Genomic DNA, 18,362 nt, shown 5'->3' with positions numbered 1-18,362 from the left:
CTCCTAGAAGGCCTTGATGATGAAGTTCACGACGAGGTACGGCGGCAGGTTGTTGTGCGCTGCTCCGCCGCCCGTGTTTTGGTTGGTCGCCGTTGCGGCATTGTTCGTGGCCGTCGCTGCGTCTGTGTTGACGCCCTGGGTATAGGACAGACCGCCGCCGTCAGAGTTGTAGTCGTTGCGCGCTGCCGTGCCGCCGCTGCCGGGGTTCGTGACGACCTGGCCGTGGGAGTGCGAGTTCTGAGAGTGGTTGTGGCTGTTCTGCGTGTGCGTGTGGCTTGGCATCTCCGCCACGGTCAGAACGTGCGTCGCCTCGCCTCCCGTGCCGCCGACGTCGTAGGTGCCAGCGAGGCGCCCCATCGGCATCTTGCCGCCGAGGGCCGGGACGTTGAATGTGGTCGACCCGTCGCCGGCACCGTAGCTGGTGCCGATCAGCGCGAACAGAGCCGGGTAGGCGGCGCGGCTCACGGCGGCGCCGTTGCAGGAAAGCCACCCGGTCGGCGCGGAGGCCGCGGCGTACATGGTGATCGCCCCGACGGGCGCGATGTTGACGCCGCTCGAGTAGATGTCGCCCGCGACGTCCAACATGCCGTGCTCGCGGTACTGGCCGATACCGACGCCGGCCGAGCCGTCCCAGTGCATGAAGATCGTCGACGTCGGGACCTTCAGCGAGGCCGCCGAGGTGCCGAACTTGTCAATGACGCGCACGCGGACAGCCCAAGAAGAGTCGGTCGCGTAGGAGTCGCTGGTCAGGAGCGCCCCGGTGAAGCTGAGGCCGCTCGGCGTCTGGGCGACAACCTGAGTGAAGGTTGTCGAGCCGCCTGGCGCCACGTCGACGGCGACGGTCAGCGAGTTCTTCTCCACGCCGCCCACTGAGAGGGACGTGACGCTCGCGCCCGAGACGGAGGCGGAGAGCGTCGTCCCTTCGTCGTTCGGCGAGCCATCCGTGTTTACCCGCTTGGCCGAGACAGAGCCAACCGAGGGGGCCGCGTACGGCAGGACGGTGATCGACTGGGTCGATGTCGCCGTCCGGCCGCGCGAGTCGGTCACCTTGACCGTGACCGTCACGGACCCGGAGGCCGTGGGAACGAGGTCGACCGTCGCGTCCGCACCGTTCACGGTCGTTGAGACCGAGCCGACGTAGACGGCCACGGTCTTCACGGTCGAGCCTTGGTAGCCAGCGGGGTTCGTGGCAGTGACGTGCACCTTCGACTTGCCCTGCACGAACGCCGCCCCTGCGGCATCCCCGAGGATCGACGTGACAGTCGAGTCGTTCTCGTCGATAGTCCACGAGCCCACAGAGGGGACGGCGGACGCCGCCGCGTTCAGCGTGAAGCTGTGCGTGACCGCCGAGCCGATCTGAGTCGACCCGGAGAAGGTCGTCAACGTCAGCGTTCCGGTCCCGCTCGTCGCGTTCGGGATCTTCGACAGGAGCGAGACAGGCGGCGTCCACGAGATCGAGGACGCGCTCGACTTGCTGACGATGGTGCCGGTCGTGCCGCCGAAGTTGTAGGTGATCGTCGAGGTGAAGCTGGACGCCTTCTTGCTCACGGTCATCGTGGATGCGCTGCCCGCCGTGAACGACGGGACCGTCCCCCACGACGAGGCGCGGGGGAGCGTCGTCAGGTAGACCGGCGTCGAACCGGACGCCGAGCCAATAGACGAGTTCGGGATGCCGTCGAAGCTGAAGCTCGCCGTGAAGCTCTTCGTGCCGTCGGCATTGTGGTTGATGACCTGCGTTCCCGCGCTGAGGATGCGGACGCTAGTGTTCGGCGAGCTCCACGAATAGCTGTACGGGTGGGACGTGCCGTCCACGCTCACGTCGCCCGAGCAGGCGGTGCCCGACCACGACTTCCCGGCGGTGTCCTGGCCGGTGAGCTGCCATTGGACGGTCGACTGGTTGTTGGCCGGATCCGTGTCGATCTCGTTGATCGTCAGAATGAACTGGACGTTCCCGTTCGAGCCGGTTGCCTGGGCCATCAGACCGCCTTTACAACTGTCCCCCCGTCGATGCGTTGGAGGACGTGGTTACCGAGTTGGACCTGCTCGCCGACGAAGTTCGACACGTGCATGGCTTGGGCGTCCCACCACGAGACGACGACGCCGTTGACCTCGATCTGGACGCCCTCGGTCGAGGAGCCGTCAGGGAGGTCGGCTTCGCCGACGTGGACGGCGTAGGGCGAGTCCTCGTCGGCGGTGATCGTGGCGCCCGTGTCGTCGAAGGCGAAGCGCGCCTGGGTGCCGTCGAGGCTTCCGGCGAGGAGGTTGATCGACTCGTTGGAGGACAGGTCGAGGGACGCGCCGAAGTCGGATGAGACCTTGTCGACCGTGATCGCTCCGGCGGCGATCGTGTTCGCCGTGACGGCGTTCGCTTCCAGGTCGGGCGCGTCGATTCCCTCGACGACGATGCTCGCGACGTCCGAGAACACGGTCGGCTGGCCGGCGTGGTCGTAGGCCATGAATCGCACGTACAGCGTCGAGCCGACGTCGTACCCGCTGAGGGTGATCACGCCGGCGTCGGTGAGCTGCGCGCCGTCCGGCGTCCACACCACCGATGAGTCGTCGTAGGTCGGGTTGCCGTCCTCGTCGAGCACCGGATCGCCGTTGGCGTCCACGATCGGCTCGGCCAGCGCCCCCGTGGTCTGGGCCACAAGCCGCCAGAAGTAGGCGGGCATGGTCGCGCCGTTCGCATCCTTGCCGTCCCAGGCCGCGAGGACGATGCCGCGCCGTGTGGCGAGTATCGGGGTGCTCGGCGCGCCGAGAGTCACCGTGGGGAGCCCGATCGTGACTTCGATGGGGTCCGTGCGGTCGGAGCGGCCGCCGTACGTCGTGGCCGCGAGCACCGAGATCCGGTATGTGCCGCCGATCGGAAGATCGACGAGCGAGAAAACCGGGTCGACGGTCGCAGCCTGCCGCTTGTATGTCGTCTCCCCGGCGTCGACGTCGAGGATCCACACCTCGTAGTCGTCTACCGCGAGCGCCGACCCGTCGGTTGCCGTCTGCACGGCATCCCATGTCGCGTCGATGCGGCCGAGCGGCTGACCGCCGGAACCCCAATACGCGGACGCGTTCACGTCGAGGCCGCTCGGCGTCGACGGCACCCGCGTATCCAGTGTGGGATCCGTGGATGCCGGGCGCCCGTTGCCGCCGACCTTGACGCCGCCGAGCTGCGAGCTCACGATCTGCGCGAGCTTCGCCGTCGTGTCGAGCATCGGCGGGCCGAAGCTGTTCTGCACGCTGACGGTGCCGTTGTCGTCGACGGTGAGCGCGAATTCGCTGACGCGTCCCGACTGCCACCCGCCGCGGGTGCGGTACTTGGTGAGGTCGCCGGTCGTGTAGTCCCGCCAGGGGAGGTACTTCGCCGTGCTCGCGAGGTCGCTGAGGTTCGTCTGCAGCGCGGGAGCCTTCGCGTCCGACGCCGCCTGGCCGACGAGGGTCTGCGCGGTGTCCTGGTCGCTCACCCCGCCCTGCGACAGCCAGCCCTCGAGGGGGCCGAGCGCCGAGTAGGCGCCGGCGACATCCTGCAGGAACGTTGCGCCGCCGTCCATGGTGACGCCCAGGCGCGTGTACACGTTCCCGAGGGACCATTTCACGGGCGCGTCGGTCGGATTCGACAGCGCCACGAGAGGTGCGCTGCCCGCCCCGGTGCGGTCGGTGCCGTGCCCGGGGTTGTACACGTGCAGCGTGTCTGTCGCGTCCGTGCCGTCGACGGCGATCTCGCACACGCCGGAGCTGATCAGCGACTGGAGCACGGCCCAGACGCTCGTGCCGACACCGAACTGGATGCCGCCAGTGGTCTGCGCCCATGGCTGCCCGTCGCTGGTGTGCGTCGCGTCGAAGTCGACCGCGATGTTGGCGCCCCAGCCGCGCGCCTTCGCCTCGGCGATGAGCGTCGTGAGGATCGCACCAGGTGTTCCGGAGAGGGTGCGCTGCCCTGCGGTCGTGTTGTCGCCGGCGAGCACACGGGCGTGGTCGAGCATCCACGGGACGTACTGCTGGAACTGCAGCTGGTAGACGCGGCCCTTGTCGGTGTCGTCGTAGTCCGAGTCGGTGACGATGTGCCGCCCGCCGGGCGCCATTCCCCACTCCGCGCCCGTGCTCCACTCGACGGCGCACACCATCGGCAGGGTGAGCCCGGCGAAGATCAGCGGGCTGACGTTCGCGGTGACGACCGTCGCATCTGACAGCTTCTGGTCGACGGTGAGTCCCGTGGAGGGGACGACACGGCCGCGGGCGAGGGTCGCGGTGTCGTGCTGGCGAAGCCGCACCATGAAGGAGTTAGGCAACGTACGCCCCCTTCCCGGTGGCCTTCGCGGTGGTTGTCGCCCCCGCCCCGGCTGCGGTCACCTCGACGCGGCCGGCGCGGGCCGTCGGGTCGGTGAAATACGGCGTGATGCAGAACTGGTCGCCGAAGAAGTCGAGGCCTCCGCTGACATCCGTGGTGCTCGTCGGGTTCGCGACGGGGGCGGTGGTCGCCGACATGGTTTTCATGTCGTAGACGAGCTGGTGCGCGGAATCCAACGCCCCAGCCCATGTGAACCCGGTGCGGGTGGTGCCGTCGGTGACGCGTACGGAGGTCAGCGGGCCGACGAAGGTGAGCGTCCCGTCGAACACCGGCGCGCTCAGCCCGCTCCACGGCGTAAGCACCCCGGAGCCGCTGGTCAGCGAGACCGGTGCCGTCGCCGTGTCGACCGTGTCCCGCAGATACACGCCGGGAACCCGCACCTGCGCGGTGACGTCGATGAGCTCGTCGGCGTCGCCGTACCCGTCGAACGAGTAGCTCGCGAACTCAAAGGCGAGCTGGCGGCTCGGGTCGGACGTCTGCGCGAGCGTCGACCCGGGCCGTATCAGCAGCGCAAGGAGCGCCGCCAACTGGTCGTGCGGCGTGCGCACCACCAAGCTCAGAACCGGGGCATCCACGGAGGCCGGGATGTCGGGCAGTACGCCGTCCATCCCGGCCGTCGCGATGGTGACGAGCGACCGGCTGAGCTCCGCGATCGGCTTCGTCGGTGCGAGCAGCGCCCACCCGAACTGCGGATTGTCGAGAGGGATTCCGCTGACGCTATACATTCAGGTTCGTCCTCACGATCTGTGCCGCCTGCCGGGTGTCGGCCATCAGGTCGCGCACCACGGGGTTGATGAACTGCAGCTCGACATTGACCTGACGGTCGGCGCCGATGTCCGACACCCCGGCGGTGCCGCCGCCAGCGAGCGCCCGCGTGGTCGATGGGTTCACCACCTTGACGCCGAGACGCCGTGCGGCCTCGTCGAGGATCGCGAGGTTCCGCGGCCGCATCCCTGGCTTGCCGGAGATGTAGGCCTCCCACCCGGTCTCGGGTTCGGCCCAGAGGATGTTCCGGCCGCCTTGAGCGATCTGCGGAACACGCGGAACCCCGCCGTCAGCGAACCGGTGCACGAGCGCGCCGTCTTCGGCCTTCACGCCGTAGTAGCGGGTGAGGACCTGTCGGATCGTCGTGCCGAGGTTCGTGATCGACTGGTTGATCGAGTCGACGCGCTTCTGCGCTGCCGTCTGAGCGGCGACAGCCTGGTCGTACGTCTTCTGCGCGATCGTGATCTGCTGCGCATAGACCGAGTCCGACACGACCTGCCCGGCCTGGTTCGCATACGACTGCACCGAGTTGTACGCGCTGCCGATCGACGCGAGGTCGGCCGCGGACGCTGACAGCAGCGCCTGAGCGACAGCCGTCCCGTCGTCGGCTCCGAGATCCGCGATCTGCTCGATGAGCGACGCGGGGACGCCCTTCGCCTTCAACTGCCCCAGCAGGGTCGCGAAGGTCTTCAGCTTCGACGCGTTGCCCGTCAGGTACCCGAGGATGCTCTTCGCACTGCTGACGACCGTCGCGCCCCAGCCGCCGATGTTGATCGACCCGGCGAGGCCGTTGCCGATCCCGCTGGTCAGGCTCGAGGCGACAGACGACTTGAGCTGCGCCGCAGAGTCTTTCAGGCTCTGCAGGTTGTCGCCTGCCTTCGACGCGGCATTCGAGGCCTTGTCGAGCGCGGTCTGCGCGGAGTCGAGCGACTTGTTCAGCGACGCGAGCGCCTTGGTGTCGCGCTGCGCCTCAGCCGCGAGATCCTTCTGCGCCTGCTTGATGAACAGGTCGTCCGTGGACGCCTGCTGCAGGGCACTGATCAGCGACGCCGCCGACGTGTCCCCGGAGAGGAACTGCCACATCAGCGAGTCGGATACGCCGCCGTTCGCGAAGTACTGCGCCCCCTCCACGCCCAGCCGTTTGCCGGTCTCACGCCAGATCGCGGTCGACCGTTCCCGCTTCGCCGGCGACAGCGGAATGTACGCCTCGCCGCCGGTCTCAGGCTCAGCCCACACACGCCACGCCCCAGCCGGAGCGATCTGCGCCACATGCTGCTCGAGCGGGCGCGTGCGAGCGAAGCCGCCTCCGGCGAAGAACGCCAGAACGCCGCCGTTCGCCTGGCGCAGGTTCGCGACACCGCCACCTCCGCCGCCACCACTTCCGGTGACCGCTTCCACGGTGATCTTCTTCGTGACTGGGGCGCTGAGGGCCGCGAGCTGACCCTGAATCGTGCCCAGGTTCGGGATCGACAGCTCGACCTTCCCGCCAGGGAGTGTGGTGATCTTGATGCCGAGGTCGGAGAGCTTGTCCTTGATCGGGTCGATCGAGGATTCGCTCACAGTGAAGTGGCCGTCCGGGGTGGACTCGATGTTCTGGATCAGGGACAGGACCTGCTGGGTGTTCGCGTCGACCGAGCCGTTATTGGTGATGAGGTACGCCTGCACGGCGGGGATGCCGAGCATCGTCGCCGTCATGTTGGCGATCTGCGTGTCGCTCAGGCCCGCCTGCTTGCCAGCCTCCGCGAGCGCCGCGGAGTACGGCGCGGCGGCGGCCACAGCATCCTTGTACGCGTCACTCGCGTGCCCGGTGGCGACCGCGTTGTCGGACGCCGCCTGCATGGCGGAGAGCATCTTGTCCCGCAGGTCGGACACCTGATTCGAGAGGTTGATGCCCGCCTGCGTGGACAGGTCGATCTTGCCGTTCTGATCCACGAGCGTGTTGATCAGCTTGTGGCCGGAATCGTCGGTCGCGTTGAACGCATCCTTCAAGTTCAGGCTCGACTGAGCCAAATCTGCCTGCCGCTCGGCGGCGCTCTGCGAGCCGCCGGACAGCTCGTCGATGGCGTCCTTCAACGCGTTCAGCCGGGTCGTCGCGTCCTTCGACGTGTCGCGTGCGATCGCGATCGCGTCGTTGAGGCGCGAGTTCGACCGCTCCGCGTCGGTCATCTTGTCCGCGGCGGCGGAGACGGCGTCTGCGAACGCCTTCTCCTGCTTGATCGCGTCCTGTGTGGCCTTGCGCTGGTTGTTCAGCTCGGTCGTCAGGTCGACGACGTCGGGCACCTGGTCACGGATCGCGTTGCGCGCGCTCTCCAGGATCTGAGCGGTCACACCGGTCGTGTCACCCACCCTCTTGTAGGCGGCATTGAGCTGCTTCTGCGCTGCAGCGTTGCCGATCGCCGCGTCCACCACCGTGTCGGTGCTGACGCCGAGCACAACGGCCGCGGTGGTGGCCTTGTTCATGGCGTCGGTGTTCTGCAGGTGCGCGTTCGCACTCTTCAGGAGCTGGTCCTGCATGACGCCGTAGGCGGTGCTGCTACCGGTGATGGCCTCGGTGAAGGAGTTCGCCGCGATGCCCTGCTTCTGCAGCAGGTCCGTGTACGTCTTTCCCGACTTCGCACCCTTGTCGGTCGCCAGCGAGTTCGCGATCGTGGCGCGCGTCTGGTCGGTGATCGCACCCGAGCTCGAGTCGAGCGTGCCCTTCAACTCTGCGACCGTGTTGTTGTAGTCCGCGGCTTCCTGCTGGCCCTTCGCGAGCGCGGAGGCGACTAGGCCCACTCCAATCGAGATCGCCGTCAGCGCGAGGCCAATCGGGTTCGAGAGGAACGCTGCCTTCAGCGAGTTCCCGAGGCCGACTGCTGCGGTCCCGGCAAGACCGAGACCGACGCGGAACGTCGAGATTGCGCCGCCGCTTTCGGCGACGATGCCACGTGTGGCACTGATCGAATCGCCGACGTTCGAGATCACTCGCGAGACGACAGCGCCGTCCGCGGACAGCGGGGAGAGCGCCCGGCGCAGGGCAAGGAAGGCGCCGACGCCGAGAAGCACGGGCGCCGGGATGCTCGCGAGGATCCGCACCAAGGGTGTCGCTACGTCGACAACGCCTTCGATGAGGTTCGCGGTGATCGGGAGCGCGGAGTTCAGGCTGGTCGCGAGGATCTGCGCGAGCTGCTCACCGATGGGGATCAGGGGCTTCAGCGCGCCTCCGAGGTCGCCGACGGACGCGCGCACCTCGGGGGAGGCTGCTGCCAGCGCGATGATCGCCGCGAGCGCGGGGTTCACGGCGGGCACGAGCGCGCCGAGCACCGGGATGCTCTTCGCGAAGCCGGTGGTCATGGCGACTGCCGCACCACCGAGCGCGGAAAGCTCCGGCGCGTACTGGCCGGCCTTGTCGAAGAACTCCTCGAGCTGTGACGAGTCCCACGTGCTGATGACCACGTCGGCTTTGTCGAGGAGGTCGGTGAACGTAGCGAACGCTGGGTTGAGGCGCGTCGCGAGGATCGATGCGACCGGCGCGACACCCTTCGACTCGACGTTGCCGAGCGTGTTCAGAAGCTCGGTGCCCGACTGCACGAGTTGGCGCAGCAGCGGGGAAGTGACGGAGCCTGCCTGAACGAGGTCGTTCTTCAGCGACGCGCTGAACTTCTGCACATCGCCGGAGAGGGAGTCGAGCTTGCCCGCGGCCTGCTCGGCAGCGAAGCCCTGCTCATCGACCGCCGTCGTCCACTGGTCGACCGCGGCGGCGCCACCCTTGAGGAGCACCTGCGCGGCGGTGATCTGCTGATTGCCGAAGATCTGCCCGAGTGCCTGGTTCTTCTGCGCCTCGGTGAGCTTCTTCGTCTTGTCCTGAAGCTGCTGGGCGACACCGTTGAGGCCGATGAACTTGCCCTGAGCGTCGTAGACCTTGATGCCCAGGTCATGCATCGTGTCCGCGGCGAGCTTCGACGGACTAGTCAGCGAGGACAGCATGCCGCGCAGGCTGGTGCCTGCCTGCTCACCGATGATGCCGTTCTGTGCAAGCTCGGCGAGCGTGCCCACGGTCTGTTCGAGCGAGATACCGAGGCCGGATGCGACAGGACCCACGTACTTGAGGCCCTCACCGAGGTCCTGCACCGAACCGAGCGCCTTGTCGGCGCCCGCTGCGAGCAAGTCAGCGATGTGAGAGACGTCCTGGCCCTTGAGCCCGAACTGGGTCATCGCGGACACCGCGATTGACGTCGCGTCACCGACGTTGAGCTGACCCGCGGCGGCGAGCGTGAGCGCGCCCTTCAGGCCGCCGTTCACCATGTCGGTGACCGAGACGCCACCCTTGACGAGCTCGAGCTCCGCCTCAGCAGCCTGAGACGCGGTGATGCCGAACTGACCAGCGAACTGCATCGTCTGGTCGGATAGCTTCTTCATGTCCGTCGCGTTCGCGCGCGACAGGGACTGAACCTGCGCCATCGTGGACGCCCAGTCGGAGTACGCGCGCGCCGCGGCGGTAGCAGTGGCGATCGCGGTGACGCTCAGCGCAGTCAGCGCCTTGCCGCCTGCATCCGTCGCGCTCCGGAACACCTTCTGCGTGGCAGTCGCCGTCGACTGCGCCGAGCGCATGTTCGACTGGAACGCGTTCATCCCGTCGACGCGGATCGTTGCGACCAGGTCGCCGGCGTTGAAGCTCACGTGGCCCCCCTTTGAATGGGTCTTGTTCGGCTTCGGAGCAGGCGGTTAACTACGCCCATGAGCACTCCTGGGGCGCGCAACGAGTCAGCGGTTATCGCACTGATCGGCGGCGTCTCGACGCTGATCGGCGCCGGGTTCCTCTTCGGGCTGACCGCGCACAAGATAGGCATCGATCGGGGCACGGCAGCGCTGGTGCGGAAGATGGGTGGGTCGGCCACGTATACGGCGCACGATGTCGCGTGGGACTACGCGTACTTCGGAGTCGCTGGAGTCCTTGCGCTCGTTGGCGCTGCGCTCGTGGTGTGGGCGGTTCTCAGATACCGCCGCGCGGCACGGTCGGTCGGCACTATGCCCGATCAGCCGACCGCCGTGCACGCATAGCCCGGATTAGCCGGTCGGATCCGTCAGCGCCCGGGAGAGTCGGGTTCCTTCGGCGTCCAGTAGCGCGAGGATCATCGAGCGCATCCACCACCAGGGGCGGTCCCAAGACCGTTCGGTGTCGATGCCGAACGTCTGCAGCAGGTCCGGGGCGACCTGGTCGTCCCAGTGGTGCGCGATATGACGCAGAACCGTGTCGAAGCTCAGTTCGCGCTTGTCGGCGGCACTGTCGGGGTGCTGGAGCTCGCGTCGGTACCAGGCTGGGAAGTTGTACCGCCGGTACCGGCCGGTGCGAGGGTCCCGTTCGCCGACGCCCCATTGAGCAATGTCGTCAGCAGTGAGAACTCCTGCGCGTAGCCGTTCGCGGATGCGAGCGCGGTCTGTGCTTTTGGGAGGCCGTCCCGGAGCATCTCGTTCACAAGGTCGATGCCGCCGCCCTGCACATTCCAGAAGAACGCGGCGTTGATGACGTCGGTCTGCTCGGCGGCGCGGAGCGACTCGAACTTCTCCCACTCGGCGCCGATGACGGTGCGTGCGAGATCGTTCGCGTCCTCGACGGCCGTGTCAGTGGTCGCGAGCGCGATGCCTGCCCACAACCCGAGGAGCCGCGCGCCGACATCGGACGAGAGCGGCTTGATCGTGAGGACGATGGACTCCGGGTCGCCGGGATCGCCGACGGTGAGCTCGAGGTTGCGGCCCTTCTCGGTCGCGGTGATGTTGGAAGTCATGGTGGGGGTGCCTGTCCCTTCCGTGGTGCTTACGCGCCGCCGCCGGCCGCTGCGAGGGCCGGGTTGGAGATCTTCTCGCGGTCGCCGGTGCCGGTGAGCGTGAAGGCGAAGACCTTCTGGTCGGTGGCGCCGGTGTTCGCGAGCGTGTATTCGACGCGGGCGGTGCCCCGGAACGCGAACGCGGCGGACTTGTAGTCGTAGTACCGGTACGCGATGACGTTCTCGATGCCCTTCGACTCGGCCGCCTCGATGAGGGTGATGAGCTCGGGCTGGAACTCGCCTGCGGTGTCGCGGACGGGGGACACGTTGACGGCGAGGGTGAACGTCTCGCCAATCTTCACCGTCGACGGGTTGCCTTTGTTCGCGTAGGTGGTGTTGTCCTGCGTGGTGGGCGGGGCGCTGGGGTTCAGTCCCGTGATGTCGGGGACGTTCTGCCACGACGCCTCGGTGATGGCGGAGAGGCCACCCTCGGGCAGCGGGGCGATGTCCCAGATCGTTTCGTACGCGAACGCCATGTCGCCCTGAGTGGGCGCGATGTCGGCGGGCTGCGTCATGAGGTTTCCCTTCAATGAAGAAGCCCCCGGCGTGCGCCGAGGGCTGGTGGTTGGGTCGCGCCGCCGGGGCGGCTCTGTGGGGTTCGGTTACTGGTAGCGGTTGCCGGTCAGTAGGAAGTTCTGGGTGTGCTCGAACAGGCCGTTGCCGTCCGGGCCGAGGTCCGCGTGCGAAGTGAGGCGGACCCATCCGATGTGCACGCCGAAGCTGTCGGCGTCGGCACCGAACACCAGGTCGCGCTTGTTGTGCAGCGCCCCGCGGATCAGATCGGTTACGTCGTCGGCGGCGAGCGGGTCGCTGGACACGCGGGAGAGGACCTGCACCTGAACCTGGTTCGCGGCGAGATCGCCCGGCAGGTCGTTGTAGACGCGGAGAATGACCTGCTTCGTCGGAAACAGCTCGGACGCCGCGCCTGTGAAGAGGATCGCGACGTCGTCGGGCTGGAAGACCGTGTCCCGGCCCTCGTAGCGGCCAACGCCCGCGGCGGCGAGCATGCGCGCGAGCCCGTCGAGCAGCGTTGACGTGTACGTGTCCGGGTTCGCGAGCGTCAACTGATGCCCCGCATCTGCCGGGCGATGATGTCGACGTAGTCCTGAGCGCCCTCGACGAGTGGCTCCTCGAGGTACTTGCCCTGGGCGTTCGGGTTTTGGTCCGTCTGGAAGTGGTACTCGGGGTGCTCGTGCAGGCGCACCGCGTACGGGGTGTCGTACGAGACGCCCGCCTCGAGGTCGTCCGGTGTCGCCGGGGTGACCTGTGCGGATCCGCGCAGCGTGCCAACATCCATCGGTGCTTTGTCGATGGAGCGCGTGCGCAGCTCGGTCGCGGCCATGTTGAGGCCGCGCACGGCGGCTTCCTGGGCCATGCGCCCGAACGCTTCAAAGCGGAAGTCGGACATGGTGCCCTCCTATTCGAGGTAGGCGACGACCAGGCCCTGCACGGCGGGATGCGCGTAGTGCTCGACTGCGACGACGCGGCGCTCCTGCTGCCATGCTGTGCCGCGGTGGATTGTGACCAGCGTGTTCTCGCGGATCACGTGCACCTCGTCGAGGTACACCCACCCGGACGCGAGGACCTGCTGACCCTGCGAGTTGGTGACGAGCTTGTTCTTCTGCACGACCTGCGCCCGCTTCGGGTACACCGGGTCGGCATAGACGACGCCGGTCGGCGTCGCGCCTGCCGGGAGCCGGTACGAGGTGTTGCGATGCGGGAGCAGCGCCGAAGGTATCTGCCTCACCAGTTCGCCACCTCGAATCGGAGGCGCTGGGCGAGCTCGACAGCCTTGGGTGCGAACCCCGCGCCGCCGGCCTGGTCTCGCGCCGTGACGCCGCCGAGGCTGAGCGGGCCGAGCGTGATCGCGCCCGCGGCCGCGCCCGCGCCGGACTCGTCTCCAGTCATCTGGTTGAACGCGGCCTGCGCGCACGTCATCGCGGTCAGCGTCTTGAGCACCTCGGCGTCGACGGGCATCCCGTTGGCGTCCGTGCGGTACACGGCGAAGCGGGCGATCGAGTCGACGGTCTCCGCGGCGCGGTTCAGTGCCTTCTGGGTGACCGTGATCGGCTGCCCGCCGTCGTCCTCGCTGTAGTCCGACGCGTCGAAGTCATCCGGGGTCGCGTACTGGCGGGCAGCCATCGGTCACTCCTTCGGCTGCTCGGCGGGCGCCAGCCCGGTCGGCTGGACGGGCTCCTGCGCGGGAGCCTCGGTTGCCGCAGGCTTCTCGACGGGAGGCACCTTCTCTGCCGGCTTGTCGTCTGCGATCGTCGCGCCGATGGCCTCGAAGTAGGCGGCAAGGTTCGGCCCGATCGAGGCGACCGTGGCCTTGCCATCGGTGAACTGCGTCCCGGCGATGAGCGCGCTGCGCTTGTCGCGGAGCGTGATGGTCTTGCTCACGATGTGTCCTTCCCCGCTTGCGGGCGCCCCGGAATTGCTCGGGGCGCCCGCGCGGCGGCTACTTGCTCTTGGCCTGGCCGGCCTTGTCGTCAGTCGCCGTCGTCTCGGTGGACTTGGCGCTCTCGTCCGGCGCGGACGGTGCGGGGGCGGTGTCCGGCTCGGGCACCACAGGCTCGGCCGGGATGACCGGCTCCTGTGGGCCCTGCGGCGCGGACGGTGCGGGGGCGGTGATCTCTTCGATCTCCTCGCGCACCCAGCGGGCCAGATTCTCGAGGTGTTCGAGGAGTCCCTCGGACTCGATCTCCTGGCCGCTGTTCACGTTGCGGTACTTGAACGCCATGCTGTGGTCCTCCTTGGACTACGCGGCCTTGTCGGCGCCCTTGATGAGCACCGCGCGGGCCGGGTCGAGGGTCTTGACGCCGTACAGCACGTCGAGGGACACGATGTCCTTCTTGCTCTTGATGTCGTAGTCGTAGACCACGCGGATGCCGAAGCCCTTGTAGCCCTCGATGGCGGCGTTCTGCGCGCCGAGGGGCAGCTCGAGCTGGCGGGTGACGAGGGCGACCGCGGTGCGGTGGAATCCCACGTTCACCTCGGTCGTCGGCTGGCCGGCGGCGGGGTTCGCGGCGGGCTGGCCGATGTTCTGGCTCATGTACGGGTCGAAGCCGAACAGGAAGCCGCCGAAGTTCGCCTGGCGGAGGGCCGCGGTCGAGCCGGACTGGTCTGCGCGCTGCAGGAGCGGGTCCTTGAGCCACGCGCCCTTGGTCTTCGGGCCGACGATGACGCGGCGCTCGGTGACCGGGACGTTGGCGATGTCGAGGACGGTGCCCGCGTCGACGAGGGAGTCGGCGGCGGTGTACAGCGACGTGTAGTCGCCAGTGCCCGAGCCGACCTCGGCGGTGATGTCGTTGCGGAACGACAGGACGTCGCGGTCGATCTTCTGCGAGATCGCCTCCATCGCCGGGTCCAGGAGCTGGGCGGCGAAGTCCTCGATCTTCAGCGACAGGTCCTTGGTCGTGACCGAGAAGCTGACGTCGGCGTGGTGGTTGAGGACCACGGGGACGTTGCCCTCGGTCGCGTCCTGCAGGTCGATGGAGCCGCCGTCGGCGAACTCCTGCGCCTCGAACACGGCCGGCTTGCGGACGTTGACGGTGTCGCCCACCTTCGCGACGAACTCGGGAGAGTAGTCGCGGTGGACGAGCTGGGCGGCGACGGTCGTCTCGTAGAGCGTCGCCAGAGCCGCCTGTGCGATGACCTGCGGCGTGAGGAACGTGTTTGCCATGATGGTGGCCTTTCTTCGTGCTTGGGAGGCCTAGAACGTGTAGCCGCGTTCCTTGCGGTAGCGCTTGCGCTGGGCCTCGATGTCGTCTTCCGGCTCCGGGGTCTGGTCGCCGGTCGTCGGTGCATCCCCTGTGGACTGCGAGGCCACCAGGACTTCACGCAGCTTCGGGTTCTTGTCGACTGTCGCCTTGACCAGTGCGGAGACCTGCTCCGCGTAGTCGTCGGCGTTCTGGTCGAGCGCGGTGAGCGCACCGGTGCCCTTGAGGTAGGGCGTCACCAGGTCGAGGTCGGCTCCGTGCGTCTTCGCGGCGGCGCGGATCGCATCCTCTTCCGTGCGTGCGGCTCGCTGCTTGGCGAGCGCGTCGCGTTCGGTCTTGATCGAGTCGCGCTCCTGGGTGAGCTGCTCGATGAGCTTGCTGGGGTCGGCGGGCTCGTCGTCCTTGATGAGTCCGAGCGCCTTTCCGATGGTCTGCGCCTGCTCGGCTGCGGCGTCTGCGCGGGCCTTCGCGACCGCGTCATCGATGGCCTTCTGCGCGGCGTCCTTGTTGCCGGTGCGGAGCTTGGCGTTCTCGTCGCGGAGCCGCTTGAGTGCGGCGTCGACGCGGGCGGGGTCCGATTTCCAGTCGTCGTCGGCGGGCACCTGGTCGGTGTCGGGCGTCGCGTCGGCCTGGGCGTCAGTAGCCGCGGGTGCGACGTCGACGGGGTCTGAGCCGCCGCCGAGGTCGCCGTCTTCGGGGGCCAGGGTACGCAGGTTGCGGTTCACGAGCTGGCCGAATGCGTTGCGGTGCATGGTGTTGCTCCTTCTCCCGCACCTGGCGGGCATCGGGGACGAGCTCGGAGGCGCACCAGGCGCCAGCGAGCGTGTGGGGGTGGTGGGTTGAGCCCTGACCTCGCCCGGCACCCCCACAGCGAAAGGAGGCGAGGTCAGGGGGTGTGCGAGCCCGAATCCGGGCATGAAAAAAGCCCCGGGGCTGGTGAGCTACGGGGCTGGGGTGAGTGGGCCGCTAGGCGGTGAGCACTTCGGGGATGGTCTGCGGGTCGGCGCGCTTCAGGTCGTCGGCGAGCCGCTGGGCGTACACCTCGGCGCGGTCCTGCGGATCCCACAGGTCGATTGCGAAGTTGCGGCCGTCGCCAAACTGGTCGTCGGCCTCGATCGTGATCGTCACCGTGGCCGGGACGATACCCGGAAGCAGGGACAGGTCGTCGCTCGGCAAGGTCGCCAGATTGAGGGTGCGGCGAAGGTCGGCTCGGGGGTCGTTGGACCGCTGCTTGAGCCGGATCCGCACTGTCGCATCCTCGTACATGGCGCTCCTATGGTAGACCGACTGCGAATCCGTCACCGATGATCAGCAGCCCGTCGATGTCGGTGTAGCGCTGCATCGCCTGGGCTGCGATGTCTCTGGCTGACTTCTCGCTGACGGGCGTCTTCGCGCCGCGCACGTCAATCACGATGCGGCCCGCTTGGCGTCGCGCCGTGCGGATCTGCGTGAGGATCGTCTTCGTGTTCCCCGACTCCGAGGTCTTCATCTCGAGCGTCTGCCCGCTGCGAGCGAGGATCGCGTCGGGGCGCTTCTCCGTGTCGCTTCGGCGGACAGCCCATACTGGGTGACCGGCACCCGACAGCCAGGTAGAGATCGCACGCTCTGCCTTGCTGAACGTCGACCCGTCCTCCACGACGGCGCCAGCCGCGCGGAGACTCGTGACGTCGGGCCGCGCGTAGGTAGACGGCTTCGACATGCCCGCTGCGAACGAGTCGGGGACGCTGCGCGCCTGACTCGGCGACGGCTTGGGCGTTCCACGGCCGCGCGGGTTCTCCGTGCCGCCGTCTGCGAAGCCGAGCTGTTCACGGTACGAGCGCCGGGAGACGCCGGTGGTCGCGACGTGCTTGCGGATCTGCGCCTGTGTGGCCTTCACATCGGCGAGAGCCTCGGCACGTGCACGCGGGTCGAGTGCCGTCGCCGCGTCGCGCTTCGACTGCCGCACCTGCCGCTCGAGGGCACGGAGCCGGTCTTGTGCCTTCTCCATCGCCGGGTCGAGCGTCGACGGGTCTTGCAGTTGTGTGACGCCGGGAAGGTAGCCGACGACGGAGCACTTGTCGTTCGGGTGGCCCCAGCCACCGTCACGTGCCTGCTGCAGCGTCCCATCGATGTGGATCACGGTCGGTGCGCCTGTGCGGGCATCCGGGACAGTGACGTCTCCGAGCGTGCCATCTGAGGACAGGACCAGGCCGGCCCAGGGTCGGCACCGTGAGCACGCGGACAGTGAGGCGATGATCGACACGAGGGAAACACCGGAGGCCTGCATCTGCGCGACGGCCGCATCCTGCCAGGCACGCTGCGTCGCCGTGCGGGTCGCCATTTCGGCGTAGGAGCCGATGCGCCAGTTGCGGTCCGCCTTGTCGACGAAGCCGGTGATTCCCTCGTTGAGAAACCGCTGCACGATCGCGCGTTGGGTGACCTGCAGCGTCGACGTGCCGGTCAGCACGTCAGGCGAGATGAGGGAGACCATGCGCTGGTATGCATCCGAGTCGAAGCGGAGGATGCGCTGGTTCAGCGCCTCAAGCTTGTTCGTGAGATCCAGGCGCAGAGCGATCGCCGCGTTCACGGACGCCGGCGCCAGGCCGAAGCCACTCGCGCGGGGCAGATGGTCTGCGGCGCCGAGCATCGCCGCGGCGGCCTGTGTGCCCTGTGCGGTGGCGATGTCGATGATGCGGTCGGCGAGCTGCTGTGCGTCCACGCCTTGCAGCGCTTCGCGGGAGAACGCTTCGAGCTGCCGGATGGTGTTCAATCGCTCCGTCATGGACGGGAACACCTCTAGGCCGCGCGCCACACGGCGGCGCAACTCGGTCAGCAGCCGGAATTCGATGTCCGAGTAGAGGTCCGCGATGTCACGGCCGAGATCCTCAACGAGCTGGGCGTGGGTGAGATCCGGATCCGGAACGTACTGGACCATGGATCACCCCCACGCCCGCGTAGCTACTCGTCGGCGCCGTACACCTTGTCTCGCGCGCGGCGCAGCGTGCGGATGAGCTTGTTGAGCTCGTCTCGCGTCAGGACCGGCGTGAACATGAGCGTGCGACCCTCGCGCTGCCCCTTCGGGTTCTCCACTGCGAACTGCGCGTAGCTGATGTCGACTTCGAGTCCGACCTGAACGTGGCCGGTCGGGTACTGGTCAGTGGTGCCACCGGCGAACCACGACACGAACAGCGCTGACTCTGCGCCGACGATGCCTTGCGCTGGCGGCTCATCGCTGGACGCTTCGACTGGTGTCAGCAGGTCGCCGGACAGCACCGGGTCGTTCCGGTCGAGGTCGATGTAGTTGATCTGCTCTCTGGGCATCTCGCCCCTTCCTGTAACCGCCCGCAGGCGGCTTCACGGCATCGCGCCGGAAGTTGAAGTTTGGCTAGTGGCCGTCGATGTCGCGGGCGTCGATCACCCGCACGTTGTGCTCGGCATCCCACTCGGCCTCGTACTGCTCGTGCAGCATCAGGTCGCGGTCGGTGTCCGGCATCATGCGTGCGCCTTGGCGTGTTCGCGCACCTCGCGTCCGTCGAGTGAGGCGTGCACGTGAATCCACACGTCGGCGCCGTCTTGGTCGTGGTGCAGCTCGACCTTGGGGCCGCACGGGCAGCCCTCACCGAACTCGTGCCGGATCAGGTCGTCAATCGGTAGGACATCGACGCCGCGTGCTCCGGTTGCGAGGTTCTCGACCGCGACAGACATCCACCGTTGACGACGAGCACGGCGCCAGAGGCGACCGAGCCGCGCGAA

At 67.9% G+C, this 18,362-nt stretch carries 19 protein-coding genes; 1 reads left to right on the top strand and 18 read right to left on the bottom strand.

The annotated features are described in order from the left end of the window. Positions 1 to 3: 3 nt before the first annotated feature. Genes ABD708_RS12000 through ABD708_RS11985 form a run of 4 tightly spaced genes read right to left on the bottom strand, consistent with a single transcriptional unit; the run spans position 4 to position 9,766 of the window. Complete coding sequence (locus tag ABD708_RS12000) at positions 4 to 1,977, bottom strand: DUF859 family phage minor structural protein (protein WP_344754718.1); 1,974 nt, start codon at positions 1,975 to 1,977, stop codon at positions 4 to 6. Then, positions 1,977 to 4,283, bottom strand: a complete 2,307-nt coding sequence (locus ABD708_RS11995; protein ID WP_344754716.1) for a hypothetical protein — start codon at positions 4,281 to 4,283, stop codon at positions 1,977 to 1,979. The genes ABD708_RS12000 and ABD708_RS11995 overlap by 1 nt, the downstream gene beginning before the upstream one ends. Continuing rightward, positions 4,276 to 5,067, bottom strand: a complete 792-nt coding sequence (locus tag ABD708_RS11990) for a hypothetical protein (RefSeq protein ID WP_344754714.1) — start codon at positions 5,065 to 5,067, stop codon at positions 4,276 to 4,278. Before ABD708_RS11990 ends, ABD708_RS11995 begins: the two co-directional genes overlap by 8 nt. After that, complete coding sequence (locus ABD708_RS11985) at positions 5,060 to 9,766, bottom strand: phage tail tape measure protein (RefSeq protein WP_344754712.1); 4,707 nt, start codon at positions 9,764 to 9,766, stop codon at positions 5,060 to 5,062. The genes ABD708_RS11990 and ABD708_RS11985 overlap by 8 nt, the downstream gene beginning before the upstream one ends. 57 nt (positions 9,767 to 9,823) lie before the next feature. On the opposite strand from ABD708_RS11985, the gene ABD708_RS11980 reads away from it, so the two are divergent. Further along, a complete protein-coding gene (locus ABD708_RS11980) occupies positions 9,824 to 10,147 on the top strand; it encodes a hypothetical protein (protein ID WP_344754710.1) in 324 nt (107 codons plus the stop codon). A gap of 200 nt (positions 10,148 to 10,347) precedes the next feature. Here the strand turns inward: ABD708_RS11980 and ABD708_RS11975 are convergent, their stop codons facing one another. The 14 genes from ABD708_RS11975 to ABD708_RS11910 form a co-directional block, all read right to left on the bottom strand. Next, positions 10,348 to 10,872 (bottom strand): hypothetical protein, encoded by a 525-nt coding sequence (locus ABD708_RS11975; RefSeq protein ID WP_344754708.1) that lies wholly within the window; start codon positions 10,870 to 10,872, stop codon positions 10,348 to 10,350. 29 nt (positions 10,873 to 10,901) lie between these two features. Beyond that, complete coding sequence (locus tag ABD708_RS11970) at positions 10,902 to 11,426, bottom strand: phage tail tube protein (protein ID WP_344754706.1); 525 nt, start codon at positions 11,424 to 11,426, stop codon at positions 10,902 to 10,904. 87 nt (positions 11,427 to 11,513) lie between these two features. Next, the gene (locus ABD708_RS11965) at positions 11,514 to 11,975 is read right to left on the bottom strand and encodes a minor capsid protein (RefSeq protein ID WP_344754704.1); all 462 of its coding nucleotides are present in this window, start codon (positions 11,973 to 11,975) and stop codon (positions 11,514 to 11,516) included. Continuing rightward, positions 11,972 to 12,319, bottom strand: a complete 348-nt coding sequence (locus ABD708_RS11960) for a hypothetical protein (RefSeq protein WP_344754702.1) — start codon at positions 12,317 to 12,319, stop codon at positions 11,972 to 11,974. The genes ABD708_RS11965 and ABD708_RS11960 overlap by 4 nt, the downstream gene beginning before the upstream one ends. A gap of 9 nt (positions 12,320 to 12,328) precedes the next feature. Beyond that, entirely contained in the window at positions 12,329 to 12,658 is a 330-nt protein-coding gene (locus ABD708_RS11955; protein WP_344754700.1) for a hypothetical protein, read from the bottom strand. Beyond that, positions 12,655 to 13,053: a hypothetical protein gene (locus ABD708_RS11950; RefSeq protein ID WP_344754698.1), complete on the bottom strand. Its 399-nt coding sequence runs from the start codon at positions 13,051 to 13,053 to the stop codon at positions 12,655 to 12,657. The genes ABD708_RS11955 and ABD708_RS11950 overlap by 4 nt, the downstream gene beginning before the upstream one ends. Positions 13,054 to 13,056: 3 nt before the next feature. After that, positions 13,057 to 13,311 (bottom strand): hypothetical protein, encoded by a 255-nt coding sequence (locus ABD708_RS11945; RefSeq protein WP_344754696.1) that lies wholly within the window; start codon positions 13,309 to 13,311, stop codon positions 13,057 to 13,059. Positions 13,312 to 13,369: 58 nt separating this feature from the next. Then, on the bottom strand, positions 13,370 to 13,651 hold the full coding sequence (locus ABD708_RS11940; protein WP_344754694.1) for a hypothetical protein: 282 nt from the start codon (positions 13,649 to 13,651) through the stop codon (positions 13,370 to 13,372). 18 nt (positions 13,652 to 13,669) lie between these two features. Next, positions 13,670 to 14,593, bottom strand: a complete 924-nt coding sequence (locus tag ABD708_RS11935) for a major capsid protein (protein ID WP_344754692.1) — start codon at positions 14,591 to 14,593, stop codon at positions 13,670 to 13,672. 30 nt (positions 14,594 to 14,623) lie between these two features. Next, positions 14,624 to 15,382, bottom strand: a complete 759-nt coding sequence (locus ABD708_RS11930; protein WP_344754690.1) for a hypothetical protein — start codon at positions 15,380 to 15,382, stop codon at positions 14,624 to 14,626. A 214-nt stretch (positions 15,383 to 15,596) separates the two neighbouring features. Next, positions 15,597 to 15,896, bottom strand: a complete 300-nt coding sequence (locus ABD708_RS11925) for a hypothetical protein (protein WP_344754688.1) — start codon at positions 15,894 to 15,896, stop codon at positions 15,597 to 15,599. A gap of 7 nt (positions 15,897 to 15,903) precedes the next feature. Beyond that, positions 15,904 to 17,544 (bottom strand): phage minor capsid protein, encoded by a 1,641-nt coding sequence (locus ABD708_RS11920; protein WP_344754686.1) that lies wholly within the window; start codon positions 17,542 to 17,544, stop codon positions 15,904 to 15,906. 23 nt (positions 17,545 to 17,567) lie between these two features. Continuing rightward, positions 17,568 to 17,930 carry a hypothetical protein gene (locus ABD708_RS11915; protein ID WP_344754684.1) on the bottom strand — a complete coding sequence of 121 codons (363 nt, stop codon included), beginning with the start codon at positions 17,928 to 17,930 and terminating at the stop codon, positions 17,568 to 17,570. 171 nt (positions 17,931 to 18,101) lie between these two features. Further along, positions 18,102 to 18,314 (bottom strand): hypothetical protein, encoded by a 213-nt coding sequence (locus ABD708_RS11910; protein ID WP_344754682.1) that lies wholly within the window; start codon positions 18,312 to 18,314, stop codon positions 18,102 to 18,104. Positions 18,315 to 18,362 lie beyond the last annotated feature (48 nt).

Source organism: Gryllotalpicola koreensis (assembly GCF_039538185.1).
Lineage (GTDB): Bacteria > Actinomycetota > Actinomycetes > Actinomycetales > Microbacteriaceae > Gryllotalpicola > Gryllotalpicola koreensis.
The sequence above is the reverse complement of the archived record's forward strand: the minus strand, read 5'-3'. Positions and strand labels throughout refer to the sequence as shown.